The following is a 26,168-nucleotide window of genomic DNA, read 5'->3' as shown; positions in this document are numbered from 1 at the left end:
ATCCCCTTCACAGAGGATCCGCAAGAGCCAAATCGCCGCCCACGCTTCTCTTTCTCAGATTCACTTGTCAAAGAACATGGCACCCGACGGAAACCGTCCGGCCCGGCACTCGCAACAGACAAAAATAGTTGGCCATCCAGCTCTTCGCCGGATCTCCATCCGAAATTCTCTCTGTAGAAGCGTCGGTGCGCTGCCAAACCCGTTGGCGGGCGCCGATGAGCCGGGGTATACGGGCGCCGCTCGGGCCCGTCAACACCCAACATCACATTTTTACGACGGCCGCGGGCCGGCGACCGTCGGGCAGGATCCGCGGTCGGCGGCGCGCCGGCCTCACGCGCTCCCCGCACAGTGTCACGGCCCCGCGCGCCGGGGGAGGGGCCGCCCGCGTCTGTCCACGGCCGATTGCGCCATCCCTGCCGCGCTCGGCCAGAATCCCGGCGGAGGGCGCATTCACCGCATCTTCACACGATTGCCGCATGCCTATGGAATGCGCGGCAGCCTGATCGAGGGGGCCGTCCGCCCCGGCTTCGCAGCGCGTTCCGCTTCGGCATCGGACGTAATCCTGACGGGTCAGGCGCGGGCATGCGCGGGCATCCGCGCGCAGGCACTTGCTTCAGCGGACACTTGCTTCGACTGAATGGCTCGCTCAAAATACAGTTGTGGGGATGGGCGGGCCGCACCGGTGCCGCCGGGAAGGAAGCAGATCGTGACGCAGGCCCGGGATTCCGCCGAGCTGGCCTCGGCACTGGCGCAGTGCCGGACAGCGTTCATCGGCGTGGCGGCCATGAGCGGGCTCGTCAACGTGCTCTATCTCACCGGCTCGTTCTTCATGCTGGAGGTCTACGACCGGGTGATTCCGAGCCGGTCGGTGCCGACCCTGATCGGCCTCTGCATCCTGGCCCTGGTGCTCTACATCTTCCAGGGACTGCTCGAAGCCCTGCGCTCGCGCATCCTGGCCCGGATCGGTGCCGCCCTGGACGAATCCTTGAGCGGGCGGGTCTTCGACATCGTGGTGCGTGCCCCCCTGAAGGGGGCCGCTCCCGGCGACGGCCTCCTGCCCCTGCGCGACCTCGACCAGCTGCGCGCCTTCCTCGGCGGCTCGGGCCCCTCCGCCTTCTTCGATCTTCCCTGGATGCCGATCTATCTCCTGATCTGCTTCCTGTTCCATCCCCTGATCGGCGTCGCGGCCCTCGCGGGCGCCGCCGTCCTCGCCACCCTCGGTCTCCTCACCGACCGGGCGACCCGGCATCCGGCTCAGACCGCCACCGCCCACGGCCTGCGCCGCAACGGCCTGGCCGAGGCCGGCCGCCGCAACGCCGAGGTGCTGGCCGCCATGGGCATGCAGGGGCGCTTCGCCACCCGCTGGGCCCTGGCCAACCGCGACTACATGCAGTCGCAGCAGCGCGCCTCCGACATCGCCGGCGGCTACGGCGCCGGGTCCAAGGTGTTCCGCACCGCTCTCCAGTCCGGGGTGCTGGCCCTGGGCGCCTACCTCGTGATCAACGGCTTGGCCTCCGCCGGCATCATCATCGCCTCCTCGATCCTGGTGGCCCGGGCCCTGGCCCCGGCGGAGCTCGCCATCGCCAACTGGAAGGGCTTCGTCCAGGCGCGCCAGTCCTGGGCCCGCCTGTCCGATCTCTTCGCCCGCATGCCCGCCGGCGCGCAGCCGCACGCGCTGCCGGCCCCCTCCCGTGCGCTTCAGGTCGAGAGCATCAGCGTCGCCCCGCCCGGAACCCCCCGCCTCGTGGTCCAGGACGTGAGCTTCGCCCTCCAGGCCGGACAGGGCCTCGGCGTGATCGGCCCCTCGGCCTCGGGCAAGTCGAGCCTGGTGCGCGCCCTCGTCGGGGTCTGGCCGGCCGTGCGCGGGAAGGTGCGCCTCGACGGCGCCGCCCTCGACCAGTGGTCGGCCGACGATCTCGGTCCGCATATCGGCTTCCTGCCCCAGGAGGTGGAGCTGTTCGCCGGCACGGTGGCGGAGAACATCGCCCGCTTCGATCCGCAGGCCCCCTCCGAGGCGGTGATCGCCGCCGCCCGCGCGGCCGGCGTGCACGAGCTGATCCTGCGCCTGTCGGAGGGCTACGACACCCGCATCGGCGAGGGCGGTGCCGGCCTGTCCGCCGGCCAGCGCCAGCGCGTCGGCCTGGCCCGGGCCCTCTATGGCAACCCCTTCCTGGTCATCCTCGACGAGCCCAACGCCAATCTCGACGCCGAGGGCGAGAACGCCCTGACCCAGGCAATCATCGGAGTCCGCCGCCGCGGCGGCGTCTGCATCGTCATCGCCCACCGGCCGTCGGCGCTGGGCGCGGTCGACCTCATCCTGATGATGGCGGAGGGCCGGGCCCAGGCCTTCGGACCGAAGGACGAGGTCCTCAAGCGCGTGCTGCGCCCGGCCTCGGTCCCCGTGGAGGCCCGCCCCGTGGACACGCAGGCCGCCCCCGGCGCCCTGCAGGAGAGTGCCTGATGTCCGTCGCCCTCAGCCCCATCGACATGCATCCTGCCCTCACGGCCCCGCGTCCCGCCGCGCAGGGCTCGATCCGCCGCCACCTCGCCCTCGGCGTCGCCCTGGGGGCGGTGCTGGTGGTGGGCGTGGGCGGCTGGGCGACCTTCACCCAGATCTCCGGCGCCGTGATCGCGCCGGGTCAGCTCGTGGTCGAATCCGACGTGAAGAAGGTGCAGCACCCCACCGGCGGTGTCGTCGGCGAGCTGCGGGTGCGCGACGGCATGCACGTCAAGGCCGGCGATATCCTGATCCGTCTCGACGAGACCCAGACCCGGGCCAACCTCGACATCATCCTGAAGGCCCTGGACGAGCTCTCCGCCCGTCGCGCCCGCGACGAAGCCGAGCGCGACGGCGCCGCCACCATCACCTTCCCGCCCGAGTTGCTGGCCCGCAAGGACAGCGACCCCTCGGTGGCTCACCTGATCGAGGGCGAGACCCGGCTGTTCAAGTCCCGCGTGGCCGGCCGCGAGGGCCAGAAGGCGCAGCTGCGCGAGCGCGTCCAGCAGCTGCGCGAGGAGATCAAGGGCCTGACGGAGCAGGTCGCGGCCAAAGCCCGCGAGGTCGGCTTCATCACCGGCGAGCTGCAGGGCGTGCGGGAGCTCTACGCCAAGAACCTGGTGCCGCTCGCCCGGGTCAACGCCCTGGAGCGCGACGCCGCGCGCCTCGACGGCGAGCGCGGCCAGCTCCTCGCCTCGACGGCCTCGGCCCGGGGCAAGATCGCCGAGACCGAGCTGCAGATCCTTCAGATCGACGGCGACATGCGCACCGAGACCGGCAAGGATCTCGCCGAGATCCGGGGCAAGTGGTCGGAATACGTCGAGAAGCGCGTCGCCGCCGAGGACCAGCTCAAGCGCGTCGACATGCGCGCGCCGCAATCGGGCACCGTGCACCAGATGACGGTGCACACGATCGGCGGCCTGGTGACGCCCTCCGAGCCCGCCATGCTGATCGTGCCGGAGGCGGACCAGCTCGCGGTGGAGGTGAAGATCCAGCCGCAGGACATCGACAACGTCCGCCTCGACCAGGCCGCCGTGCTGCGCTTCTCGGCCTTCAACCAGCGCACGACGCCGGAGATCGACGGGGTGGTGTCCCGGGTCTCGGCCGACGTCACCTCCGATCCGAAGACCGGGATGAGCTACTACACCGCCCGCATCCGGGTGCCGGAGGACCAGAAGGAGCGCCTCGGCACCGCCCGCCTCGTCCCGGGCATGCCGGTCGAGACCTTCATGCAGCTCGGCAACCGCTCGGTGCTCAGCTACCTCACCAAGCCGCTCACCGACCAGATCGCCAAGGCTTGGCGCGAGAAGTAAGGCTTGGCGCCAGAAGCAAGGTTTGGCGCCAGAAGCAAGGTTTGGCGCGGGACATCTGTCTCGCGCCAAACCGGATTGCCCGGCATGCGCGCGGGCCGCCCCGCCTGAACGGGGGATCAGCAGGCTGGTTGGGTCGCGGGCATCAGGCTTCGGAGGACGGCCCGGATATGGGCGCGGAGCGCCAGGACCCGCTCATCGGGCAGGGTCTCGGTTCCTGCCCCCTCGCGTCCCGGACCTGCATGGTATCCGTCGAACCCAGTCATCGGTCGGCGCCCCTCAATGCTACGACGCATTTTTGCAGTGCACAAAAGACAAAAAGTATTATTCCCGATCGGTTGTCAATACCTGCTTGTAGCGCAATTGCAGATCCCGTTCACCAATTGCATCTTCGATGAACGAGGCGCTTAATTCGTCCTGAAGTAAACCGGGATTGAGCAACACCATCAGAGACCAAGCACGCTACGGCCTTCCTTTGACTGGCCCGTCGCCCGCACCCCGAGGCCTGGATCCCGTCCGGCCTGGAGCGGACGGGCGGCAGGCCGGCGGGGGCGACCGGCCCATGCCCGTCCCTGCGTCCCGAGGGCCATTTCCCCGATGCGCTTCCATTTCGATCTCACCGATGGCCGGACCACGATGCCCGACCCGAGGGGCGCCGAAGCGGCCGACCTCGCCGAGGCCATCGCCCAGGCCGCGCTGGTCATCGAGGAACTGCGCAGGAGCGGCGAACTGGTCCATGTCGAGGGTGTCTGGGATCTCGTGATCCGGGATGCGGACGGGCGGGACCTGCATCGCATCCCCGTCGTCCCGAAGGCGTGAGTGCACCGGCATGCATCTCCGAAGCCGAAGCTATGCCGCATCGGCGGGGCCGTGCATTAACTTTCCATGAATTTTCGATGAGCGTCTCGCGATCCGCGGCTCACGCGAACTGGCCTGCCCTGAACCCAGACGAGCCGACGGATTGGCCGGCCGGCCGACCGTCGGGGCGTGTCCGCCGTCACGGCACCGGGCGGCTGCGCCCGAGGGCAGCGGGGTGACGGGCGTGGGGAGCCGACATCCGGGACAGTTCAGGAATGGCCCAACGCAGCGGCGATGCGGGCCAGGCGCCCGTCCGGATGCGCCAGAGCCTCCAGGATCGAGAAATGATCCGCGCCGTCGAGCGCGACGCAGCGGGTCTCCGGCTCAGCCGCGCGTGCCGCGGCATAGGCCCGCGACTGGCGCCGAAGTTCAGGCAGTTCGTCGGCCCCGTAAGCCACCACCAGGGGGACGCCGCGGCGGGGTGCGAGGCGGATCGGCGACAGCGCCTCGACCTCCCCGGGCGTGAGCCGGAGCGCGTCGTCGAGGGAGGTCCGGCGGATCGGCGCGAGATCGTAGATCCCGCTGATCGCGAGGCCGGCATCGGCGTCCGGTCCGTCCAGCGCCAGGGCAGCGAGGTGCCCGCCCGCGGACCAGCCGGAAACCACGAGGCGCCGGCGCCCCAGGCCTGCCGCCGCATCGTGCGCCCGCAGAGCGCGCAGGGCCGCCCCGATCTCGTCGGCGATCCGGGTCAGCGACGCCTCCGGCGCCAGGGTGTAGCCGATCAGGGCGACGTCGAGGCCGAGGGCGAGCGGTCCCTCGGCCAGGCAGGCGAAGCCCTCCTTGGCGTTGCGCTGCCAGTAGCCGCCATGGATGAAGGCCAGGAGCGGGGCGCCGGCACGGCCGCAGGCGAACAGGTCGATCCGATTCCGGGGACCGGCAGCGTGGGCCGGACCCGGATCGTAGGGAAGGTCGAGGGTGTGACCCGGGCGGGCCCGGAGCGCGGCGCTGCGCAGCCGCCAGTCGGCGAGGCGGGCGGCGCTGTCGGCGACCGCCCCCGAATTGTCGTAGGCCCGGCTCAAGGCCGCGCGGTCGAGGTCCCGCCAGTCGATCGGGGGCGTCCCGTCGGTCTCAAGCCGCATCGCCGGTTCCCCGGTACCAATCCACGAGTTCGCCGCCCTGGGCGAACCAGACGTCGTCGCGGGCGAGGAGCGCGTCGAGGAGCCGTTCCAGCAGCCCGATGCGGTGGGGTACGCCGGTGATGTAGGGGTGGATGGCGAATCCCATCACCTTGGCGCCGCCCAGCGGCCCGTGGCCGGCCGCCTCCGCGGCGAGGCGCTCGACCTGGGCCAGCGCCCGGTCCACGAACTCGTCGGCACGGTGATGCTGGATCGCCAGCAGGGGAATGTCGTTCAGCTCCACCGAGTAGGGCAGGGCGATGAGCGGGCGCGTCGCGGTGGCGATGCGGCTGGGCCGGTCGTCCACCACCCAGTCGCCCACATAGTCGAGGCCGGCGGCGGCGAGGTGGTCCGGGGTATCGAGGGTCTCTGTCAGGCCAGGTCCGAGCCAGCCGCGCGGGTTCGCCCCCGTCACGGCGCGGATCGTCGCCAGGGTCCGGGCGATCATCGCGGGCACGTCCGCGATGCGGTGGGTCGGGACCTGGTGGAAGCCGTGCCCCATGAACTCCCAGCCGGCGGCGTGGGCTTCGTGGGCCACGCGGGGATAGGCCTCGCAGACCGAGCCGTTGATCGACAGGGTCGGGCGGATCCCGCGCGCCTGGAAGGCCGCGAGGAAGCGCCAGAACCCGACGCGCATCCCGTATTCGTGCCAGCCCCAGTTGGCGAGGTCGGGCAGCAGGGGCGCGCCGGTCGGCGCCACCAGGATCTGGCGCGGCATCGGGTTGTCGATGAGCCAGTGCTCGACATTCACCACCGGCCAGATCGCCACGTGCTTGCCCTCCGGCAGGACGAGGCGCGGCCGGTCGATGGCGGCCCGGTAGGCGAGGCGGCGCTCGGGGCGGCGGGGATCGGAAAAGTCCGGTTCGGTCATGGGGGGCTCGACGCGGCACCAGAGGTTGGAAATTCAGAGGGCGACATGCGCCCCCCGTTCCCCTTCCCCCGAGGGGGAAGAGGGACCCGTGCCGGGCTTCAGGGCCTCACGCGGCGACGCGGCCGTGGTGGCTGTGGAGCTGGGCCGAGAGCATGCGGCGGATGTCGTTGAAGGCCGGGCTCGAGACGTCGCGGCGACGGGGCAGGGCGATGTCGTGGACGGCGTCGATCCGGCCGGGGCTCGGCGACATCACCACGACGCGGTCGGCGAGGAAGATCGCCTCCTCGATGGCGTGGGTGACGAACAGCACGGTGAGGCCGGTGCGGCTCCAGAGCTCGAGGAGTTCGTCCTGCAGGCGCTCGCGGGTCATGGCGTCCAGCGCCCCGAAGGGCTCGTCCATCAGCACCACCTCGGCCTCGTTGGCGAGCACCCGGGCGATGGCGACGCGCTGCTTCATGCCCCCTGAGAGCTGGTGGGGATGCGCGTCCGCGAAGGCGCCGAGGCCCACGAGGTCGATGTAGCGGGCCACCGTGTCGCGGATCTCGGCGGCGGGGCGCCCGCGGGACTTCGGGCCGAAGCCGATGTTGTCGCGCACGCTCAGCCAGGGAAAGAGGCCGTAATCCTGGAAGACCATGCCGCGCGACGGATCGGGGCCCGCGATGGGCTGGCCCCACATCAGGGCCTGGCCGGAGGAGGGCGCCTCGAAGCCGGCGGCGATGCGCAGCAGGGTGGACTTGCCGCAGCCCGAGGCGCCCAGCAGGCACACGAACGCGCCGCGCGCCACCGTGAGGTTGGCGCCCTTCAGGGCGGTCACCGTCTGGCCCTGCACCGCGAAGGTCTTGCCGACGTCGCGGATCTCGAGGATCGGGAGGGTGGGTTCAGCCATGGAACACCTCAGCCCGTGACACCTCAACCCGTAACACCTCAACCATGGGACGGGCTCCAGGCCAGGAGGCGGCGGCCGATCCCCATCACGATCCGGTCCGACAGGAAGCCGGCGACCCCGATGACGATCATGCCGCAGATGACGATCTCGGTGCGCGAGAGCTGGCGCGCCTCCATGATGATGGCGCCGAGCCCCGTCTGCACGCCGGTCATCTCGCCGACCACGATGACGACCCAGGCGAAGCCGAGGCCGAGGCGCAGGCCGGTGAAGATCGACGGCAGGGCGGCGGGCAGGACCACCCGGGCGAACTGGGCCGAGCCCCGGCAGCCGAGCATGCTGGCCGCCTCGAACAGGCGCGGCTCCACCGAGCGCACCCCGAAGATGGTGTTGACCAGGATGGGGTAGAACGCCCCGAGGAAGACGAGGAAGTAGGCCGAGCGCGGCCCGAGGCCGAACAGGATCATGGCCAGCGGCAGCCAGGCGGTCACGGGCACGGGCCGCAGGATCTGGAAGGTCGGGTCGAGGAGCTGGCGCATCAGCGGCACCCGGCCGATGAGGAGGCCGAGGGGCAGGGCGAAGAGCACCGCCAGCCCGAAGCCGCCGTAGACCCGCGACAGCGAGGCGCCCAGATGGGTGAGCAGGGTGGCGCTGAAGGCGTCGTCGTTGATGCCCCCCACGGCGAGATCGACCAGCGCCGTCCAGACCTCCGCGGGCGGCGGGATCAGGCTGTAGGGCCGCCCCGTCGTCAGGAGGTGCCAGACGACGGCGAGCCCGGCGGGGATCGCCAGGGCCAGGGCCGCTTCCCGCAGGCGCCCCCAGGGCCATGCGAAACGCGGGCGGGGCGGGGCCGCCGGCACGGACGCCGCGACGGCGGCCGGCGCGGCGCTCACGCGTCCCTCATGGCATCGACGAAGCGGGTGTCGATGAAGGTCGCGAAATCGGGCAGGCGCTTGATCTGCTTCAGCGCCAGCATGCGGTCGGCATAGACCTTGGCCTGGGCGATCTCGGTCGCGCCGAGCTTCCATTTCAGCTCGACATTCGGGGCGGAGAGCTCCAGCGCCTCCCGCTTCTGCCCGAGCTTGGCCACCGCCATGGCGATCATCGCCGCGCGGTTGCCCTGCGCGTAATCCGTGGCCTTGCGGTGGATCTCCAGCATCGTGCGGACGATCTCGGGCCGCTGCGCCGTGGTGTCGGCATGGGCGCCGAACACCATGTTAAGGGCGCCCATCTCGGTCCCGTAGGGATATTCGACGAGGCTGCCGACGCCGCTGGCCAGGCTCACGCCCGGTGCCGGCTCGGCGCCCACATAGGCGTCCACGTCGCCCCGCGCGAGGGCGATGTGCATCTCCGAGAACGAGATCCGCACCGGCGTGATGTCCTTCACGCTCATCCCCTCCTGGCGCAGGCGCTCCAGGGCGAAGACCTCCTGGGTCGAGCCGGGCCAGAGGGCGACGCGCTTGCCCTTGAGGTCCTTGAGCGTGGCGATGCCCGCATCCTTCTTGGCGATGATCGCCATGCCGCGGTTGCAGGTCGAGGCGATGATGACCAGGGGCTCGCCGGCCGCCGCCCCGAGGGTGCCGGCCGCGATGCCGAAGGTCCCGAAATCCACCGACTTCGTCACCACCGCGTTCTTGCACTCGGTGGGGCTCTCGAAGGGCACGACCTCGACCTTGAAGCCCGCCGGGGTGAACTGCTCGTAGAAATGCGGCGCGATCGAGTGGATCAGCTTCAGGGAGCCCATCCGGATCACGGTGGTGGCCTGGGCCCGGGCCGGGCGGGGAAGGCCGAGGGGCGCTGCCAGGAGGCCGGCGCCGAGGCCGGCCAGGAGGGTGCGACGGCGGATCATGAGCAGGGCTCCGGACAGCGATTCTCTCGCTCGAAGCTAGAACCGGCTCGTGTTGCACGCGAGTGCTGTTTCTTGACTGGCCCGTTGCTCTTCGGGCAACAGGGACGGAACCGGCGGACCCGCACGATGAAGCATCTACGCATCCTCACCTACGTGGCGGAAGTGGCGCGCCACGGGGCGATCCGCCGGGCGGCGGAGCGGCTCAACATCACGCCCTCCGCCCTGACCCGGCAGATCCAGGATCTCGAATACGAACTCGGCACGCCGATCTTCGAGCGGGTGGCCCAGGGCATGCGCCTCAACGCGGCCGGCGAATTGCTGGTGCGCCACATCCGCGACCAGCGCGCCGACCTGGAGCGGGTGCGCTCGCAGATCGCCGACCTGTCCGGCGTCCGGCGCGGCCACGTGGCGCTGGCCTGCAGCCAGGCCTTCGTCAACCACGTGGTGCCGGACGAGGTCGAGGCCTACCGGGCGCAATTCCCGCAGGTGACCTTCACCGTGCAGGTCCGCGACCATGTCCAGGCGGTGGCGGCGCTGGCCCAGTTCGAGGCCGACCTCGCCCTGGTGCTGCAGCCGCCGCCATCCGCCGACATGCAGGTGCTGTTCTCCTGCCGCCAGACGCTGTGCGCCCTGATGCGGGCCGAGCATCCGCTGGCCGCGGAGACCGGCCCGGTGCGCCTGCGCGACTGCCTCGCCCACCCGATGGCCCTGCCGGACCGCTCCCTCGCCATTCGCCACCATTTCGACGACGCCCTCGCCCGGCGGGGGGCGCCGGTGAACGCCGTCATCGAATCGAGCTCGCTGGAATTCCTGCGCAACCTCGTCCTGCGCGAGGACGCGGTCAGCCTGCAGGTCCCGAGCGGCATCCCCGACGATCCGCGCCTGCGCTCGCGCCCCATCGACACGCGCGACCTCGCCCCGATGGCGCTGATCCTGGCGCAGCTGCGCGGTCGCACCCTACCGGTGGCGACGGCGAAGTTCGCCGACCGCTTCGCCAGCAGCCTGCATCAGCGCTATGGCGTCGAGGCAGGCTGACGGCGGGGGCCGGGATGCGCGTCCTCGGCCGCGTCCCCATCTCGTCCGGACCACCGGAACGGATTCGGACATGACACGGATGCGCCTGCGCGACGGTGCGGCCCGGTTCTCCGCGGCCGCGGGCTGGATCGGCCTCCTGGCCGGCGGCGCGACCCTGGCGATCGCGGCGGCACCGGTCCTCGCACCCGCCTACCTCGCGGGCCGCCTCCTCGCGGCGGCCGAGGATCCCGGCGCCCTGGCGGAGATCCGCCTGGAGCGCGCGGCCACGCCGGAGCGCCTGGAGGCGGGGCTCGATGCCGCGGTCGCGGCGGAGGACGAGGACCTGGCCCTGAGTTTCCTGGCGCTGGCCGAGACGCGCGGCCTGCCCGTCGATCCGACCCGCCGGGCCCGCGTGGAGGCCCTGGCGCAGGGCCGGATGGGCCGTGCCGCCCGGGACTTCGCGGCCGGGGCAGTCTCGGGCACCGCGGAGGGGGCGGCGGGCCTCGCCGGCACCCTCGCGGCCGACGTGACCGGGCTCGGCGACCTGCGCGACCTTCTGCGCGAGGGCGGGCGCTACGCCCGCGCCGAGCCCTACGACCCGCTCCTCCTCGGCATGGCCCTGGTCGGCCTGCCCCTCACCGCCGCCACCTGGGCGGCCGGGGCGGGGGCGGCCCCGCGCGCGGGCATGACCGTGCTCAAGGCGGCCCGGCGCGGCGGCCGGCTCTCGCCCGCCCTGGCGTCGAGCCTCGGGCGCACCGTGCGGGCGGGCCTCGACGGAGAGGCCCTGGCCCGCGCGGTCGGCGCCTCCGCCCGCCTCGACCTCGCCGGCGCCCGGACGGCCGCGAGCCTCGCCATCCGTCCCGGCACGGTGGCGCGCCTGACGACCCTCGCCGGCGAGTCCCTCGTCCTCGGCCGCCGCACCGGCCAGCGCGGGGTGATGCAGGTGCTCGGCCTCGCCCGCGACCCGGGCGACGTCACCCGCGCGGTCCGCCTCAGCGAGCGCCTCGGCCCCCGCACCCGCGCCACCCTGGCGCTTCTCGGCCGCGGCGCCCTGGCCCTCGGTGCCGGCCTCACGGCCCTGGCCAGCGCCCTGCTGGCGGGGCTGGCCTGGTGCCTGGGTCTGGCCCTCTTCTGCCGACGCCTCGGACTGCTCCTCGGCCGCGCGATCTGGCGCCGGCCCAGGCCCCCGAGCCTGCGGAACGCGGCCGGGAAGTGACGGAATCGTCGGCTCGGAGGCGCGACCCTTCGACGTGTTCAGGCGCGCGAGGCCGGTCCGGCCGGAGCAGGTCCGGGACGCCAAGGCCGGGGGGACGCCTAGGCCAGGCGCAGATCGGCCTGCGCCGGGGCATGGGCCGGCCCCACCGCGCCCCCCGCCACCGGGCCGGGCGCCGGCGCAGGCTTCCGCTCGCAGCAGACGCGGTTCCGCCCCTGGGCCTTCGCCTGGTAGAGGGCGGCGTCGGCCTGCCGCGTCGCCTCTTCGAAGCTCGCCGCGTCCCGCCCCATCATGGCGGCTCCGATGCTCACCGTGACCGTCAGCGCCCCGGACCGGTGCGGAAACGGCGCCTCCGCGACGGCCGCCCGCAAGCGTTCGGCCACGGGCAGGAGTTCCTGCGGACCCGCGCCCGGAAGGACGACGAGGAACTCCTCGCCGCCCCAGCGGGCGACCAGGTCCGTGGTCCGGAGCGTTGCCGTCAGGCGGGCCGCGAACGTCGCCAGGACGGCGTCCCCGCCCGCGTGGCCGTAGCGGTCGTTGATGGACTTGAAGTGGTCGAGGTCCAGGATCAGGACCGCGCCCAGCGGCTGCCGGCCCGGGGCCGGAAGGCGGAGGCGCAGCAGCTTCTGCAGGCCGCGGCGGTTGGAGAGCCCCGTGAGCGAATCCGTCTCGGCCAGGTGCAGGAGCGTCCGGTTGGCGCGCTCGGCGGCCATCGCCATGTAGCCGAAATAGGCGAAGACCCCGATGACCTGATCCAGGATCATGGAGCTGCGGGCGGTCTCCGCCGAGGCCATCGGCCAGTCGGTGGCGACGAGGATTCCGATCGAGGCGACGAAGACCAGCGCGTAGGATCCGAACGCCACGGTCACGATGGATTGCGACCACAGGCGTTCGACGCCCGGCGAGAGGCGAACGGTCTCGTAGGCGGCCAGGAGGGCGACCCCGAGGCAGCAGAGGAACACGGCCGCGAGCGCCAGGCGGTGGGCGACACCGGCCGCGAGCAGCAGGGGATAGAGGAGCCCCGGGAGGACCGTGAGACAGATCCCGAGATCGATCCGCACGGGGCGGCCGAAGAAGCTGCGCAGGCCGGTCCAGCACAGGACCAGACTCGCGGCATAGAGCCCATAGACGATCACCGCGATCCAGACCGGCGGGGCGGCCGAAGGGACCTGCATCATGATGAGCGATCCCACCATCGACGTCCCCATGGCGCCCATCCATTGCCAGAGAAAGGTCTGCTGCCGCTGCGTGAGGGCCGTGACGAGAAAGACGACGACGTAGGCGCACCGGCTGGCGGCACTTGCAAAGTGAAGCGTATGGAGATCAAGCATCGCAGGGCTCCATCTCCACGCACGGCAGCATCATCTTCGAGGCAATCGCGGCGTCGGCGGGCGCACACCTGGAACGCGTCATTTCAACAGATCCGAACGCGCACTGAGTTCTCGACGAAAACCGTCTGTTACAATCATTGATCTATACTTTGAAAGCAAATATATTCCTATCGAGCCAGGCTTATAAGGCTGTCTTTGAGCAAGTTCAAAGGCACAGCATGCGGCATGCTTAAGGGTGTATTCAGGCGATCCCCCGCGTTGTCCGGGCCGGACCCGCGGCCGGGTTGCGCCGCGCGCGACATGGCTCGGCGCTCGCGGTCGCCGCGACCATGCCCCTCGCGATCCCCGACGCAGGGGAAGTCGGGTTCCACGCGCGGATCGCTGCCCAGCCCCAGGCCGGCTTCACGGGTCACCTCGGCCGCGACGGGGGCAGGAATGCCGCGGGGGCCGTCCGTCTTCGTGCCGCGTCAGTCCTCCGCCATCGCCGGCCTGCGCGTGGACGCGGGCCTCGGCGGTCGGTTCTGAGCGAGCCGCACCCGCGGCGGCGCGGCGCCCCTACAGGTCGAGCACGTCCACCGCATCCCCCAGGCGCGCCCGGGCCAGGTCCGCCACGTGGCGGTGGTGGGTGAACAGGATCGGCTGGATCGTGTCGCCCACCGCCGCCAGGGCCTCGAGACCGTGGGCGGTGCGGGCGTCATCGAAGGTGAGGAACAGGTCGTCGCCGATGAAGGGGGCGGGCTCGGCGCGGGCGGCGTAGTCCTCCAGGTAGGCCAGGCGCAGGGCGAGGTAGAGCTGGTCGCGGGTGCCCTCGCTCAGCCCCTCCACGGGCACGAGTTCGCCCGAGGCCCGGCGTCCCGCGAGGCGGGGGGTGTCGGCGGCGTCGTAATCCTGGGCGAGGCCCGCGAAGGCGCCTCCGGTCAGGCCCCCGAACAGGGCGCCGGACCGGGTGAGCAGCGGGTCCTGCTGGCCGGCCCGATGGCGGCCGATGGCGGTGCCGAGCATCAGGCTCGCGAGCTTCAGCACCGCCCAGTGCCGGGCATTGGCCTGGAGTTCGGCCTCCGCCGCCTTGCGCTGGGCGAGCGCCAGCTCGGCCCCGATGCCGCCCTCCAGCTCGACGCGACGGCGCTCGTGCCGATCGCGGTCGGCGAAGGCGCGCTGTCCGCGCTGATCCAGGTCCTCCGCCTCCGCCGCCAGGTTGGCGAGCGATCCCTCGATGTCGTCGCCGGTGAGGGCGGCGAGGTCTCCTCGGAGATCCGCCTCGGCGAGGCCGTCGGCCGCCCGGGCCAGCTCGGCGCGGCGCTCGGCCAGTTCGGCCTGGCAGGCCCGCCGGTCGGTGAGGCGCCCGTGGAGCGCCTCCGGGTCGGTGCCGGGGGGCAGCCCGGCCGCCGGCCCCTCGGCCATGAGCGCGGTCAGGTCGGCAGCCGCGGCCTGCGCCGCCCGGGCCGCCTGCATCCGCGCCGCCTCGGCGGCATCGCGCTGGCGCGCCAGCTCCGCCCGGCGGGTCTCGCCCCGGAGGGCGTCCTGCAGGCGGGTGTGCAGCGCCTTCATGGCGGCGGTGGGGGGCAGGGCGGCGAGATCGGGCGCCACCGCCGCGGTCAGGTGCGCCACGCCCTCGCGATAGACCGCGATGTCGCGCGCAATGCCGTTGACCCGGCCGAGGCGATTGTCGCGCTCGGACAGGGCCGCCGGCACCGCCCGCCAGGCGGCCAGCGCCGCCTCGGCCTCGTCCGGCGTGGCCCCGGCGGCCAGGCCGAGATCGGCGAGAGCGGGCCCCCAGGCCGTGCGCCAGGCGGCTTCGCGGGCCAGGGCCTCGGCGAGGGCCGCCGCCGTGCGGGCGATCTGCTCGGCGGCGGTCTCGGCCCGGGTCTTGGCCTCGCGCACCGCTTCCCAGCGCAGGGCGAGTTCGCCGACCCGGTCCTCGAGGCGGACGAGCATCCGGCCGAGATCGAGGCCGTCGAGGTCGGGCAGGCCGGCCCGTCGGCTGAGATCGGCCAGGGGCGCCCGGCAGGCCTCGACCCGGGCGGCCATGCGCGCCTGCTCCAGCCGGGTGGTCTCCAGCCCTTGCGCGGAATCCTGGAGGGTCTCGACCTCCGTGAGCCAGGCGGCCATCTCGGCCGGGGCGGCGGGCTCGATCCCGCACGGAGCCCAGGCGGCCCGCCACGCCGCGGCGCCCTCGGCCAGCCGCGCTTCGCAGGCGGCGAGGGCCTCGTGCGCCGCGGCGGCCTCGGTCTGCTCGGCCGCGAGGCTGCGGGTGTCGGCGCCCTGCTCGGCCACCCGGGCGGCGTCGCTCACGAGGTCGTCGGCCGCCCGGTCGGCGGCGGCGAGGGCCGCGCCGAAGCGGGCGAGGACGTCGGGGGCGCCCCCGGGCAGTTCGGCCAGGAGGGCGTCGCGACGGGTGCGCAGGGCCAGGAGGTCCGCCAGGCTCGGGATCGGCCGGCCGGCGGCGCGGGCCTCCAGGCGGGCGCGGCGCTGCGCCACCGCCGCCTGCGCCGCCGCCAGGCGGTCGGCCGCCCGGTCGCGCTCGCGCAGCGCCCCGTCGAGGGTGCGCCGGTAGCGCGCCACCGCCTCGGCCGAGGGCGGGCGCCCGGCGGCGTAGGCGTCGAGATCCGGGATCGGGGGACTGAGACGGCCGGCCTGGGTCCGGATCGAGGCCGCCTCGCGGGTGAGGGCGGCGTCGAGGTCGTCGCGCCGGTCGAGGTCGCGGCGCAGGCCCGCGAAGGCCTTCAGGTCGGTCCGCAGCGGAGCCGGATCGGCGAGGGCGCCCGCGCCCGCCGTGGCGGCGGCGAGGCGGTCCCGCTCGGCCTCCCGGGCGGCGAGGTCCTGGCGCAGGCGGGCGATCGTGGCAGCGTCCTCGCGGCCGGCGCGGATCAGGCCCTCGATGCGGGTGCGGGCCGCATCGGAGGGCTGGCGGGCGCGCAGGGCCTCGGCATCCGGAAGGCCGATCCGGGCCGCGAGCTGGGCGAGTTCGCGCGCGAAGGCATCGGCCTCGCCCTGAATGCGGGGCAGGTCGATGCCGCCCTTGTCGAAGCGGTCGGTGCCGCGGAACGCCTCCAGGATCTCGTCGGCCCGGGCGAGCACGCCCTCCTCCACCGGCACCTGCTCCAGGGCCAGGGTGGCCTCCGCGGCGGCGGCCTGGGTGCGGGCCGCGGCCTCCGCCGTGGTGCGCCGGACGGTCAGGGCCTGGCCGAGGCGATCGATCCAGGCCTCCGGCACCGCGATCAGGTCGGGCTCGGCCTCGGCGCGGGCGGCGGCCGCATCGATGGCCTGGAGAAGCGGGCCGACCCGGCGCAGGCGGGTGAGCCGGGCCTGCTCGGCGGCGATGCGCGCGCGCTCCGCCTTGAGGGCGACGAGGGTCGCCCCGGCGCCCTCGATCTCGCCGTTGAGGTCGCGCCAATCGCCCGCCCGCAGCTCCCCGGCACGGATCGCCTTGCGGGCCTCGTCGTAGCGCTGAAGCGCCTGGTAGAACGTCCGGCTCTGGGCGGCACGCGGCATGAAGATGCCGGCGGCCTCGGTCTCGAGCTCGGCCTGGAGGCCGCTGTAGCCGCGCAGGCCCGAGGCCGCCGCGAACAGGCTGGCGCCGACCTCGCCCTCGGCATCCATCATCTCGGCCGCCCCCGCCCGCAGGGCGCGGGCGTCGAGGCCGAAGGCGCGGCAGAACACCTCGCGGGACAATCCGCCGAGGAAGGGCGCCAGGGCATCCTCCGGCAGGGCCGCGTCGGCGGCGTCCACGAGGGTGTTCCGGTTGCCCTTGCGCCGCCGGAAGCCGAGGCGGCGCCCGTCCGCGGCGCGGATCTCGGCGCCGATCCGCATCTGCGGCATGTCGTGCAGGAAGTCGTAGCGGGTCCGGGTCTCGATGCCGAACAGCAGGTCCGTGACGGCGCTGAGCGCCGAACTCTTGCCGGCCTCGTTGGCGCCCAGCACCACGTGCAGGCGCGCATCCTCGCGGAACGTGACGGTGCGGTCCGTGAAGGGGCCGTAGCGTTCGAGGACGAGGGAGAGGAGACGCATTGGAACCTTGGGGGGAAGGCGGGTCTGACGCTCGGGGCGGACGACGGCGGGTTCGGGCCCTAGCAGGTCCGCCCGGAGAGGCGGCCGAGGATCACCGCCTCCGCCTCCGCGCAGAGGGCCTCGAGGTCGGCGGCGAGGTCGTCCTCGGCGGCGAGGCCGGCCGGCATCTTGGCGGCGATCTCGGCCAGGGCCGCCCGGGCGCGGGCGCGGAATTCCGGCTCGTGATCCACCGCCGCCAGCAGCGTGGCGGGGTCGATGGCCGCGAAGGCGTCGGGGCGGGCCTCGGCGACGGGCCGGCGCGGACGGGCGGTCTCGATCTTCAGGCGCTCCAGCCAGATATCCTCGTGGATGCGGTGGGCGGCGGCCTGGATCTCGGCACTGAGCCCCTCGCGGTCGGCCGCCAGGCGGTCATGGGCGGGGGTCTCCCCCCGCAGGCGCACCCGCACGGCGATGAGGCGCGCCGCGGCGGCCTCCGCCAGGGGGCGCAGGGCCGCCTCGACCAGGGCGACCGCCGCGCGCTCGTCCGGCACGCCGGCGAGATCGACCTCGACCGGCTGGAAGCGGGCCTGGTCGACGATGAGGCGCTCGACGCCCTGCACCCGCCCGTCGGCGACGGACACCGCGACGGCGCCCTTCTGGCCGGGCTCCCGGATGCTGCGCCCCTGGAGGTTCCCGGGAAACACGATCCAGGGGTCGCGGGCGAGTTCGGCATACTCGTGCACGTGGCCGAGCGCCCAGTAGGCGTAGCCCCGCCCCGCCAGGTCGGCCACCGAGCAGGGGGCGTAGGTGGCGTGGGCCGCGTGGCCGGTGCAGGAGGTGTGCAGGATGCCGATGTTGAACCAGCCCGGCAGGGCGGGCGGATAGGTGAGGGCGTAGTTCTCCTCCACCGCCCGGTTGGGGAAGCTGCGGCCGTGCAGCGCCACCCGGACGTCCGCGAGGCGGTGGGTCTCCGCCCGGGTCGTCGGGAAGCTGCGCACCGAGTCCGGCAGGGTGATCGATCGGGTGATGACGCTCTCGGCGTCGTGGTTGCCGCGCACCAGGATGACGGGGATGCCGGCCCGGTCGAGGCGGGCGACCTGCCGGGCGAAGAACAGCCCGATGGTGTTGTCGGACCAGTCGCCGTCATAGACGTCGCCGGCCACGATCAGGAAGGCGACGCCCCGCTCGATCGCCAGGGTGACGAGATCCTCGAAGGCCCGGCGCCCCGCCGAGGCGAAGCGCCGGGCGATGTCGGGGTCCTTGAGGGCGAGGCCGCTGAGCGGGCTGCCGAGATGCAGATCGGCGGCGTGGATGAAGGTGAACGCGGACATGCTGTGCGGATGAGGGGCCCTGAGAGGCGTCCGAGGCAGGAGGATGCGGGCACCAGGGTCGCGGGTTTGGCGCCCGATTGCAACGTGGGCGTTCGGATCCGCCCACAAGTCCTTGCGATCCCAAGGCTTTCGGTCCGGGTCGCGCCAGCGGCCCTCACCCGTCGAGGGTCATCAGGCTGGCATTGCCGCCGGCGGCCGCCGTGTTGAGGCTGACCACGCGTTCGCGGACGAGGCCCTCGACCGGATAGGCCTCGGTGCCGGCGGCCGGATCGGGGCGGGGCCGCAGGATGGCCACCAGGGGCCCGGGACGGGCGGCCAGGGCCGCGGCGAAGGCCGTCAGGGCCTCGGCCTCGCCCTCCCACAGGACCGCGTCGGCAGCGGTCTCCGGATCGGCCGCCCGGATGACCCCGTCCAGGGCGGGCGGCAAGGGTCGGAGGAAGGGTCGGGAGAGGGCGGCGAGGAGCGTCCGGGCCGCTGCGGTGGGACCGAGAACGACGCGGTTGCCGGTGGCGAGCGCCGCGCCGATCTGGGCCGCGAGGCCGGTCCCGGTTGTCGCCCGGCACAGGATGGTGCCGCGCGGATGCAGGCCGTAGCGGTTCTCCTCGCCCACGGGTCCCGGCAGCAGGAGCCCGCCGCCCACGGGGCTGCCGGCGATCAGCGCCTCCGCGGCCGCGGCCTCCCCGGGCCGGCCCTGATCGCGCAGCCATCGGGCCCAGGCCAGGGCCGCCGGGGCGGGAGGCCCGGGCGGGAGGCCGGTCCCGGCCGGGGCGGCGGCGAGGAGGCGCCGCAGCATGAGCGGGCCGCCGGCCTTGGGGCCGGTGCCGGACAGGCCGTGCCCGCCGAAGGGCTGCACCCCGACCACGGCCCCGACGAGGGTGCGGTTGACGTAGAGGTTGCCCGCCGCGCTCTGGGCGCAGGCCCGGGTGATCGCGGTGTCGAGGCGGGTCTGGATGCCGAAGGTGAGGCCGTAGCCGGTGGCGTCGATGGCCGCGACCGTCGCCGCGAAGGCGGCGCGCTCGAAGCGCACCACGTGCAGCACCGGGCCGAAGACCTCGCGGGTGAGGGCGGCGACGGACGGGATCTCGATCACGGTCGGGGCGACGAAGGTGCCCCGATCGCAGGATCCCGGCAGGGGCGCCCGATGCACGGGATATCCGGCGGCGCGCATCGCGGCGACGTGGGCCTCGATGGCGTCGCGCGCCTCGGCGCCGATCACCGGGCCGATATCGGTGACCAGCCGGTCCGGGTTGCCGACCCGCCACTCGGCGAGCGCCCCCGTCAGCATGGCCAGGGTCCGGTCGGCGATCTCCGCCTGCAGCGCCAGCAGGCGCAGGGCCGAGCAGCGCTGGCCGGCGGAATCGAAGGCCGAGACCAGGGTGTCGGCCACCACCTGCTCGGTCAGGGCCGAGGAATCGACCACCAGGGCGTTCAGCCCCCCGGTCTCGGCCACCAGGGGCACGGGGTGGCCATCCGGGTTCAGGCGCCGGGCGAGGATCGCCTGGATGCCCGCCGCGACCGCCGTGGAGCCGGTGAACAGGACGCCGTTCACGCGCGGATCGGCGACGAGGGCGGCCCCGGTCCCGCCACCGCCGGGCAGGAGCTGGAGGGCGCCGGCCGGCACCCCGGCCGCGCGCAGGATCCGCACCGCCTCGGCGGCGACCAGCGGGGTCTCCTCGGCGGGCTTGGCCACGACGCCGTTGCCGGCGGCGAGCGCCGCGGCCACCTGCCCGGTGACGATCGCCAGGGGAAAGTTCCACGGGCTGATGCAGGCGACGACCCCGAGGGGCCGGTGCGTGGCGGCGGTGACGTCCCGGACCGCGCCGGCATAGTAGCGCAGGAAGTCCACCGCCTCCCGCACCTCCGCCAGGGCGTTGGCGGCCGACTTGCCGGCCTCGCGGATCAGGAGGCCGATCAGCGCGGGCTGACGCGCGCTCAGCGCCGCGGCCGCCGCCTCCAGGATCGCCGCCCGCGCCGCGCCCGGCCGCGCGGCCCAGGCGGCGGCGCCGGTTCCGGCCTGGGCCAGGGCTTCCCCCACGAGATCCGCTCCGGCCTCCACCACGGTGCCGACGCGGTCCGCCCGGTCGGCCGGGTTGCGGATGTCCCGGGCCGGCCCGGTGCGCTCGGCCTCGGCCAGCATCGGCACCGCCCGCCAGAGACGCGCGCCCTCCGCCGCCAGGCAGTCGGCGAGGTCGGCCAGCCCCTGCTCGTCGGACAGGTCGAGGCCGGCCGCCGCGACCCGGTCGGGGAAGAGGTCGCGGGGCTTCCGGATCGCCGGGTGGGGGGCGCCGACGGGCTGCGTGGCCCGCACCACCGCGACCGGGTCGGCGGCGAGCTCGGCCGCGGCCACGCGCGCATCCGTGACGCGATTGACGAAGGAGGAATTGGCGCCGTTCTCGAGGAGGCGGCGCACCAGGTAGGCCAGCAGCGTCTCGTGGGTCCCCACCGGCGCGTAGATCCGGCAGGGGCGGTCGAGGCCGTTCGGTCCCACCACCGCGTCGTAGAGGGCCTCGCCCATGCCGTGCAGGCACTGGAACTCGTAGCGCCCGAGATGGAAGTCGGGCCCCGCCAGGGTGTGGAGGGCGGCCAGGGTCTGGGCGTTGTGGGTGGCGAATTGCGGGAAGATCGCCTCGGGGGCGGCGAGCATCCGCTCCGCGCAGGCGCGGTACGACAGGTCGGTGTGGACCTTGCGGGTGAAGACGGGGAAGTCCTCCAGGCCCGCCACCTGCGCCCGCTTGATCTCGGTGTCCCAGTAGGCGCCCTTGACGAGGCGGACCATGAGGCGGCGCCCGGAGCGGCGCGCGAGGTCGACGAGGACCGCGGTCAGCGTCAGCGCCCGCTTCTGGTAGGCCTGCACCACGAAGCCGAGGCCGTTCCAGCCGGCGAGGTCCGGGTCGGCGCAGAGGGCCTCCAGGATGTCGAGGGAGAGGTCGAGGCGATCGGCCTCCTCGGCGTCGATGTTGAGGCCGATGTCGTCGCGGCGGGCGAGGCGTGCCAGGGCGGCGACGCGGGGCAGGAGCTCGGCCATCACGCGGTCCCGCTGGGCGCGGACGTAGCGCGGGTGCAGGGCCGAGAGCTTGATCGAGATGCCGGGGCCGGCGAAGGGGCCGCGCCCCGCCGAGGCCGCCCCGATGGCGTGGATGGCGTGCGTGTAGTCGGCCGTGTAGCGCGCGGCATCGGCCGCATTCATCGCCGCCTCGCCGAGCATGTCGAAGGAGTGGGTGAAGCCGCGCGCCTCCTGGGGGCGGGCCTGGCGCAGGGCCTGCGCGATGGTCTCGCCGGTGACGTACTGGCCGCCCATGCGCCGCATGGCCTGGTTGACGCCCGCGCGGACCAGGGGCTCGCCGCCCCGGGCGACGACCCGGGCGAGGGTGCCGGACAGTCCGGCCGCGCGGCGCTCCGCGGCGGGGGCGAGGCGCCCGGCGAGCACCAGCCCCCAGGTGGCCGCGTTGACGAAGCGCGAGGGGCTGTGCCCGAGATGGGCCGCCCAGTCCCCCTGTCCGATCGTGTCGCGGATCAGGGCGTCGCGGGTCTCCGGATCGGGAATGCGCAGCAGCGCCTCGGCGAGGCACATCAGGGCCACGCCCTCCTCCGTCGACAGGCTGTATTCCCGCAGCAGGCCCTGGACGCCGCCCACCGGGCCCTGGGCGCGCAGGCGCCCGACGAGGTCGTGCACGAGGCGCGCGGTGACCGCCGCGGCCCCGGGATCCGTCGTCACCGCCTCCAGGCAGGCGGCGACGCGCTCGGGCTCCGGCGCGCAGGTCTCCGCGGTCAGGCGGCGACGCAGGGGCGTCGGCGCGGCGCGCGGCTCCAGGAAGGCACCGAAGGGGCGGGCTGACGACGGTGCCGGATCGGCAGGGCGCATCGCGGGCTCACGGTCTCGGGCGGAGACGCCGCCTCGGCCGGGAAGGATGGGACGCGACGCCGCGCGCGTCGAGGCCCCGCCCGCGGGGGGGGGACGCGCCGAGGCCTGTCCCTAGACTTATTCAAGCATAGACGGCGCGAACAGGCCAGTAGAGCCATCGCGTCAACTGGACACTCCAAAGCAAGGTCCGTAAGTTTCTCGCCGGGCCGAGCGATCGGCCTCCGCCTGGACGTTCGTTCCCGAGACCGCATGGTTCCCCCCTTCGCCTCCGTCGAGACCCTGCGCCTGCTCGAAGGCTTCGGCCTGACGGGATCCTGGAGCTGGGGATTCGCCGAGAACGAGCATGCCTGGTCGCCGGGGCTCTTCCGCATCCTGGGCGTGCCGAGCGGCACCGTCCGGGCCGACTACCGCCTCCTCCACAGCCTGATCCACCCGGCGGATCGCCCGTCGACGATGAGTCCCGCCTCGATTCAACACGCCGGACTCCTGACGGAGCAGACCTTCCGGATCCTGAGGCCGGACTCGACCCTGCGCACCGTCATGAGCCGCGGCGAGATCATCGTCTCGCCCACGGGCCGGCCCCTGCGGGCCCACGGGGTGCTCATCGATGTCAGCGACCGGGAGGCCCTGGCCCGGGCCCATGCGGCGCAGCGGCGACGCGAGCGCGCCATCTTCGAGAAGGTGCGGGCCTTCACCTCGACCACGGCGATCTACCCCTTCCGAACCTTCTCGCCGGAGTGGCTGGAGCTGGTGGGGCTTCCCGAGGCCGAGTTGCTCGACGAACCGACACGGCCCGTCGTCGCGACCGAGCGGCGCCACTGGCGCGACTACGGACGCGAATGCTACCAGACGCACCGGATCGTGCACACGATGCCGACCCTGACCCTGGCCAACGGCGAGACCGTCCCGTACCGCATGGTCATGATCCCGGTCCTGGATGGGCAGGGCACGCTCGAACACTGGACCAATTACATCGGCCCGGCCGGATTGCCGGTGCGTGCCTCCGGCCCGATGCTGGAGGGGCTGGAGCAGCGCCTCGAAGGGCATCACATCCGCGCGGCGCGCGCCCTGCTGGACTGGTCCATGGCCGACCTGTCCCGGGCCAGCGGGCTGTCGTTCTCGACCATCCGGCGCCTGGAGGGAGGCGGGGAAGCCCTCGTCCCGTCCAGCCGGCACCGGGCCATCGCTGCGCTGCGCGCGGCCGGGATCCTGTTCTCGCTGGTCGAAGGGTCCACCATCGTCGTCGGGAAGCCCGGCGCGGCCTGAACGCCGTCCCGGCCCCGCCCAAGCCCCTGCAAGGGGGGACAAGCTTCTGCAAGGGGGACAAGCCCCGGCAACGGGGACCTGCGGCAGGCGTCTACCGGTCTGGGTCTACAGGAAGTGGCGATACACCACGCGGGTGTCGGCTTCCGGCTGGAGGCCGCTCCGGTCGGCGGCACTGCAGGTCACAGCGGCGAAGGGCGAAATCATCGCGACGAGGGTCAGGAGCCAGCGAAACGGACCTGCGGCAATCATCGGAATCTCCTCGGCCGGGATGGGATCGGCGGGTGGGGATCGGAGCGTCACCTGCGATGGCTACGGGCCTGGGCCCGGATCCTCCATGGACCGATCCAGCAGGTTTCGCGGTGCTGAGGCGCACCCGGCCGCGCTGTGGACGGTCGCGCGCGACCGGGGCGCGCCGTCGCCTTTGGCCGTAGGGTGGGCCATGGCTGCAGGGATCCTGGATCGCGACCGGTTCGCGAAGTGTCGAGCGCTGATGGAGCGCGGGGCCACGCCCGGCGAGCGCGCGGCCGGACGCGCCGCCGCGACGCGGGTGGCCGCCGCCGCCGGCCTCAGCCTCGCCGACGCGGTCGCCCTGGTGGATGCCCGTCGCCCGGAAGCCGGCCCGGGCCCCGCCCCGAACCGCGACCGGCCGCGCCGGCCCGCCGAGCGCACCTACGCCTGGGCGACGCCCAGGCCCGCCCCGGAGCCGGTGACGGTGGAGGAGGTGCAGCGGCAGAAGGCGGCGGACGCGGCGCGGCGCAAGAAGGCGGCGGCGCGTGCGCAGCGGCGCCCGCAGGCCGCCGATCCCGAGTGGGAGCACTGGTCCGGCGAGGTCCGCGAGGCCCAGGCCACCCGGGACCGGGACTGGGCGCAGCGGCGTCCGCCCCGTGCCGGCGACTGAGGCGCCGGCCGCGTGGCCGCAAGCGGCCTGACAACCGCACCCGAAAGCATCTTTGGATCGGGACGCACCGATCCCAGGCGTCCGATGCCCGATGAGACGGTGCCGAAGGGGCACCCTGGCGGACCCGATCGGCGGATCGGGTGGCGAGGCTGGGACGTGGGCGGCACAGCGGCGGCGGTCTCCGCCTCGCCCCCCGGCGGGACGCCTCAGTAGCTCTGCGTCGGCCGGTCGAGCACGGTCCGGCCCATCAGGCTGGCGGCGAGATCCACCATGAGGAGGGCCGTCCGTCCGCGCTCGTCGAGGAACGGGTTGAGCTCGACGAGGTCGAGGCTGCCGACGAGGCGCGAATCGTGCAGCATCTCCATGATCAGGTGCGCCTCCCGGAAGGTCGCGCCCCCCGGCACCGTGGTGCCGACGCCCGGCGCGATGTCGGGGTCCAGGAAATCCACGTCGAGGCTGACATGCAGCCGCCCGCCGGCCGCGGCGACCTGCCCGAGGAACGCCCGCAGGGGCGCGACGACGCCGGCCTCGTCGATGCTGCGCATGTCGTGGATGAGCACGCCGGCCTCGAGCACCGCCCCGCGCTCCGCCGGGTCGAGGCTGCGGGTGCCCATCAGGCAGACGTTGCGCGGGTCGATCGGGGCGGCGGGGGCCGGCAGGTAGCCGGAAAAGCCGCGCCGGCCGGTGGCGTAGGCGAGGGGAACGCCGTGGAGATTGCCGCTCGTGGTGGTGTCGAGGGTGTGGAAATCCGCGTGCGCATCCAGCCAGAGCACGAACAGGGGCCGGCCCTCCTGCGCCGCCCGGCGCCCGAGCCCCGACAGGGTGCCGGCCGACAGGCTGTGATCGCCGCCGAGGAAGATCGGGATGCCCTCGGCGCTGTGCCGGTAGGCGGCCTCGGCCAGGGCCTCGGTCCAGGCCGCGAAGGCGCCGAGGTGGCGCAGGGCCCCGTTGGGATGGGCCCGCTCCACGGCGACGGCCGGCGCGAGGTCGCCCGCATCGACGATGGCCAGGCCGAGGCCCCCGAGGGTCTCGGCGAGGCCCGCGGCCCGGTAGGCGCTCGGCCCCATGTCGCAGCCGAGACGGCCGGCGCCCTCCTGCACGCGGGCGCCGAGTAGGATGCAGCGTCGGTTCGTCATGGTCGGGTCTCGCTCCGCAGCGCCGGTGGCACGGCCCCCTCGCGGGGCCGTGTCGCCGACGGGATCTTGCCAGGCCCGTGCCGGGGCCGGCGTGATCCGGCTTGCCGTGCTGAAACTCTGCCGGGCGGAAGGGACTGCTGGGCGGAGGGCCTGCCGGGCGGAAGGCCTGCCGTCGAAGGATAGGCGATCCCCATGACGCTTGTTCCGGGCGGGACGCCGCAGGTCTCCGCTGCCCCGTGCGGGGCTCGGAATCCCGGCCTCCATGTTTTGTTAACCAGTCCGGCCGCAGCGTGCCGCCGTTCCTCGGCCACCGGCACGGTCGGCGGAACGGATGACAGCCTCGCCGATGAGTCCCGAATTTCGGCGGCGCGTCCATAATCCCGCCCGTTTCTCCGAGCCCACTGGGGCGGGTCGAGGCCCTGGATCACGCAGCGGCCACGACCCCGCACAAGGAGTCTCTCCTATGATCAAAACGCTGCTGGCGCTCTTCACCGTCGCCGCCGTCCTGACGATCCGGGCGTTCCTGAAGCTCCTCTGGCTGCCGTTCCACAGCTTCGGCGGCCTCCTGCGCGGCCGTCCCGCCGCCACCTGAATCCGGCCCCCCGCCGGCGCCCGCTCAGCCGGTGCCGCGACCGGCCACCCTCCGGCGCGGCCGCCCCGCGGCCTTGCCGACACCGTTGCCGGCACCCTTGCCAGACTCCTTGCCGGCAGCCTTTCCGATCCCCCTGCCGGCCCCCTTGCCAGCCC

General features: G+C 73.6%; 19 protein-coding genes. 8 read left to right on the top strand and 11 right to left on the bottom strand.

What is annotated here, in order from left to right; translation table 11 throughout:
* The first annotated feature begins 706 nt into the window (after positions 1–706).
* The 3 genes from AC0IY1_RS24560 (at position 707) to AC0IY1_RS24550 (ending at position 4,626) form a co-directional block, all read left to right on the top strand.
* Positions 707–2,461: a type I secretion system permease/ATPase gene (locus AC0IY1_RS24560; RefSeq protein ID WP_055953886.1), complete on the top strand. Its 1,755-nt coding sequence runs from the start codon at positions 707–709 to the stop codon at positions 2,459–2,461.
* Positions 2,461–3,810 carry an HlyD family type I secretion periplasmic adaptor subunit gene (locus AC0IY1_RS24555; RefSeq protein WP_471773152.1) on the top strand — a complete coding sequence of 450 codons (1,350 nt, stop codon included), beginning with the start codon at positions 2,461–2,463 and terminating at the stop codon, positions 3,808–3,810. Before AC0IY1_RS24560 ends, AC0IY1_RS24555 begins: the two co-directional genes overlap by 1 nt.
* Positions 3,811–4,404: 594 nt before the next feature.
* On the top strand, positions 4,405–4,626 hold the full coding sequence (locus AC0IY1_RS24550) for a DUF6894 family protein (protein ID WP_055953892.1): 222 nt from the start codon (positions 4,405–4,407) through the stop codon (positions 4,624–4,626).
* 248 nt (positions 4,627–4,874) lie between these two features.
* On the opposite strand, the gene AC0IY1_RS24545 is transcribed toward AC0IY1_RS24550, so the two are convergent.
* The 5 genes from AC0IY1_RS24545 to AC0IY1_RS24525 form a co-directional block, all read right to left on the bottom strand.
* A complete protein-coding gene (locus AC0IY1_RS24545) occupies positions 4,875–5,744 on the bottom strand; it encodes an alpha/beta hydrolase fold domain-containing protein (protein WP_471773151.1) in 870 nt (289 codons plus the stop codon).
* The gene (locus tag AC0IY1_RS24540) at positions 5,734–6,651 is read right to left on the bottom strand and encodes a polysaccharide deacetylase family protein (protein ID WP_055953898.1); all 918 of its coding nucleotides are present in this window, start codon (positions 6,649–6,651) and stop codon (positions 5,734–5,736) included. Before AC0IY1_RS24540 ends, AC0IY1_RS24545 begins: the two co-directional genes overlap by 11 nt.
* 106 nt (positions 6,652–6,757) lie before the next feature.
* The gene (locus AC0IY1_RS24535) at positions 6,758–7,537 is read right to left on the bottom strand and encodes an ABC transporter ATP-binding protein (protein WP_103712051.1); all 780 of its coding nucleotides are present in this window, start codon (positions 7,535–7,537) and stop codon (positions 6,758–6,760) included.
* Positions 7,538–7,575: 38 nt separating this feature from the next.
* Positions 7,576–8,427 carry an ABC transporter permease gene (locus AC0IY1_RS24530; RefSeq protein ID WP_471773148.1) on the bottom strand — a complete coding sequence of 284 codons (852 nt, stop codon included), beginning with the start codon at positions 8,425–8,427 and terminating at the stop codon, positions 7,576–7,578.
* Positions 8,424–9,383 (bottom strand): ABC transporter substrate-binding protein, encoded by a 960-nt coding sequence (locus AC0IY1_RS24525; RefSeq protein WP_471773145.1) that lies wholly within the window; start codon positions 9,381–9,383, stop codon positions 8,424–8,426. The genes AC0IY1_RS24530 and AC0IY1_RS24525 overlap by 4 nt, the downstream gene beginning before the upstream one ends.
* A gap of 126 nt (positions 9,384–9,509) precedes the next feature.
* Between AC0IY1_RS24525 and AC0IY1_RS24520 the strand changes: the two genes are divergently transcribed.
* Complete coding sequence (locus AC0IY1_RS24520) at positions 9,510–10,418, top strand: LysR family transcriptional regulator (RefSeq protein ID WP_055953909.1); 909 nt, start codon at positions 9,510–9,512, stop codon at positions 10,416–10,418.
* Positions 10,419–10,488: 70 nt separating this feature from the next.
* Positions 10,489–11,613 carry a hypothetical protein gene (locus AC0IY1_RS24515; RefSeq protein ID WP_471773142.1) on the top strand — a complete coding sequence of 375 codons (1,125 nt, stop codon included), beginning with the start codon at positions 10,489–10,491 and terminating at the stop codon, positions 11,611–11,613.
* A gap of 98 nt (positions 11,614–11,711) precedes the next feature.
* Here AC0IY1_RS24515 and AC0IY1_RS24510 read toward each other — a convergent pair whose 3' ends face one another.
* The 4 genes from AC0IY1_RS24510 to putA all read right to left on the bottom strand — a co-directional run bounded on the left by AC0IY1_RS24510 (position 11,712) and on the right by putA (position 22,121).
* A complete protein-coding gene (locus AC0IY1_RS24510; RefSeq protein WP_471773139.1) occupies positions 11,712–12,941 on the bottom strand; it encodes a GGDEF domain-containing protein in 1,230 nt (409 codons plus the stop codon).
* A 555-nt stretch (positions 12,942–13,496) separates the two neighbouring features.
* Complete coding sequence (locus AC0IY1_RS24505; RefSeq protein WP_471773137.1) at positions 13,497–16,949, bottom strand: AAA family ATPase; 3,453 nt, start codon at positions 16,947–16,949, stop codon at positions 13,497–13,499.
* Positions 16,950–17,008: 59 nt separating this feature from the next.
* Entirely contained in the window at positions 17,009–18,259 is a 1,251-nt protein-coding gene (locus AC0IY1_RS24500) for a metallophosphoesterase family protein (protein WP_471773134.1), read from the bottom strand.
* Between the two features lie 154 nt (positions 18,260–18,413).
* Positions 18,414–22,121 (bottom strand): bifunctional proline dehydrogenase/L-glutamate gamma-semialdehyde dehydrogenase PutA, encoded by a 3,708-nt coding sequence (gene putA / locus AC0IY1_RS24495; protein ID WP_471773132.1) that lies wholly within the window; start codon positions 22,119–22,121, stop codon positions 18,414–18,416.
* 249 nt (positions 22,122–22,370) lie between these two features.
* Between putA and AC0IY1_RS24490 the strand changes: the two genes are divergently transcribed.
* Complete coding sequence (locus tag AC0IY1_RS24490; RefSeq protein ID WP_471773131.1) at positions 22,371–23,387, top strand: PAS domain-containing protein; 1,017 nt, start codon at positions 22,371–22,373, stop codon at positions 23,385–23,387.
* A gap of 105 nt (positions 23,388–23,492) precedes the next feature.
* On the opposite strand, the gene AC0IY1_RS24485 is transcribed toward AC0IY1_RS24490, so the two are convergent.
* Complete coding sequence (locus AC0IY1_RS24485; protein WP_471773128.1) at positions 23,493–23,636, bottom strand: hypothetical protein; 144 nt, start codon at positions 23,634–23,636, stop codon at positions 23,493–23,495.
* Positions 23,637–23,826: 190 nt separating this feature from the next.
* Here AC0IY1_RS24485 and AC0IY1_RS24480 point away from each other — a divergent pair, with 190 nt between their 5' ends.
* Positions 23,827–24,285, top strand: a complete 459-nt coding sequence (locus AC0IY1_RS24480) for a hypothetical protein (protein ID WP_471773125.1) — start codon at positions 23,827–23,829, stop codon at positions 24,283–24,285.
* Positions 24,286–24,491: 206 nt separating this feature from the next.
* Here the strand turns inward: AC0IY1_RS24480 and rocF are convergent, their stop codons facing one another.
* Positions 24,492–25,421 carry an arginase gene (gene rocF, locus AC0IY1_RS24475; RefSeq protein WP_471773122.1) on the bottom strand — a complete coding sequence of 310 codons (930 nt, stop codon included), beginning with the start codon at positions 25,419–25,421 and terminating at the stop codon, positions 24,492–24,494.
* Between the two features lie 463 nt (positions 25,422–25,884).
* On the opposite strand from rocF, the gene AC0IY1_RS24470 reads away from it, so the two are divergent.
* On the top strand, positions 25,885–26,013 hold the full coding sequence (locus AC0IY1_RS24470; protein ID WP_274533541.1) for a hypothetical protein: 129 nt from the start codon (positions 25,885–25,887) through the stop codon (positions 26,011–26,013).
* Positions 26,014–26,168 lie beyond the last annotated feature (155 nt).

The sequence above is a fragment of the Methylobacterium sp. AC690 genome (genome assembly GCF_979256535.1).
The sequence above is the reverse complement of the archived record's forward strand: the minus strand, read 5'-3'. Positions and strand labels throughout refer to the sequence as shown.

What these genes read in the sequence shown, in the direction of transcription:
- AC0IY1_RS24555 (WP_471773152.1), top strand. Translation starts at nt 2,461, where the DNA reads ATGTCCGTCGCCCTCAGCCCCATCGACATGCATCCTGCCCTCACGGCC.
- AC0IY1_RS24550 (WP_055953892.1), top strand. Translation starts at nt 4,405, where the DNA reads ATGCGCTTCCATTTCGATCTCACCGATGGCCGGACCACGATGCCCGAC.
- AC0IY1_RS24545 (WP_471773151.1), bottom strand. Translation starts at nt 5,744, where the DNA reads ATGCGGCTTGAGACCGACGGGACGCCCCCGATCGACTGGCGGGACCTC.
- AC0IY1_RS24540 (WP_055953898.1), bottom strand. Translation starts at nt 6,651, where the DNA reads ATGACCGAACCGGACTTTTCCGATCCCCGCCGCCCCGAGCGCCGCCTC.
- AC0IY1_RS24535 (WP_103712051.1), bottom strand. Translation starts at nt 7,537, where the DNA reads ATGGCTGAACCCACCCTCCCGATCCTCGAGATCCGCGACGTCGGCAAG.
- AC0IY1_RS24525 (WP_471773145.1), bottom strand. Translation starts at nt 9,383, where the DNA reads ATGATCCGCCGTCGCACCCTCCTGGCCGGCCTCGGCGCCGGCCTCCTG.
- AC0IY1_RS24520 (WP_055953909.1), top strand. Translation starts at nt 9,510, where the DNA reads ATGAAGCATCTACGCATCCTCACCTACGTGGCGGAAGTGGCGCGCCAC.
- AC0IY1_RS24515 (WP_471773142.1), top strand. Translation starts at nt 10,489, where the DNA reads ATGACACGGATGCGCCTGCGCGACGGTGCGGCCCGGTTCTCCGCGGCC.
- AC0IY1_RS24510 (WP_471773139.1), bottom strand. Translation starts at nt 12,941, where the DNA reads ATGCTTGATCTCCATACGCTTCACTTTGCAAGTGCCGCCAGCCGGTGC.
- AC0IY1_RS24505 (WP_471773137.1), bottom strand. Translation starts at nt 16,949, where the DNA reads ATGCGTCTCCTCTCCCTCGTCCTCGAACGCTACGGCCCCTTCACGGAC.
- AC0IY1_RS24500 (WP_471773134.1), bottom strand. Translation starts at nt 18,259, where the DNA reads ATGTCCGCGTTCACCTTCATCCACGCCGCCGATCTGCATCTCGGCAGC.
- putA (WP_471773132.1), bottom strand. Translation starts at nt 22,121, where the DNA reads ATGCGCCCTGCCGATCCGGCACCGTCGTCAGCCCGCCCCTTCGGTGCC.
- AC0IY1_RS24490 (WP_471773131.1), top strand. Translation starts at nt 22,371, where the DNA reads ATGGTTCCCCCCTTCGCCTCCGTCGAGACCCTGCGCCTGCTCGAAGGC.
- AC0IY1_RS24485 (WP_471773128.1), bottom strand. Translation starts at nt 23,636, where the DNA reads ATGATTGCCGCAGGTCCGTTTCGCTGGCTCCTGACCCTCGTCGCGATG.
- AC0IY1_RS24480 (WP_471773125.1), top strand. Translation starts at nt 23,827, where the DNA reads ATGGCTGCAGGGATCCTGGATCGCGACCGGTTCGCGAAGTGTCGAGCG.
- rocF (WP_471773122.1), bottom strand. Translation starts at nt 25,421, where the DNA reads ATGACGAACCGACGCTGCATCCTACTCGGCGCCCGCGTGCAGGAGGGC.
- AC0IY1_RS24470 (WP_274533541.1), top strand. Translation starts at nt 25,885, where the DNA reads ATGATCAAAACGCTGCTGGCGCTCTTCACCGTCGCCGCCGTCCTGACG.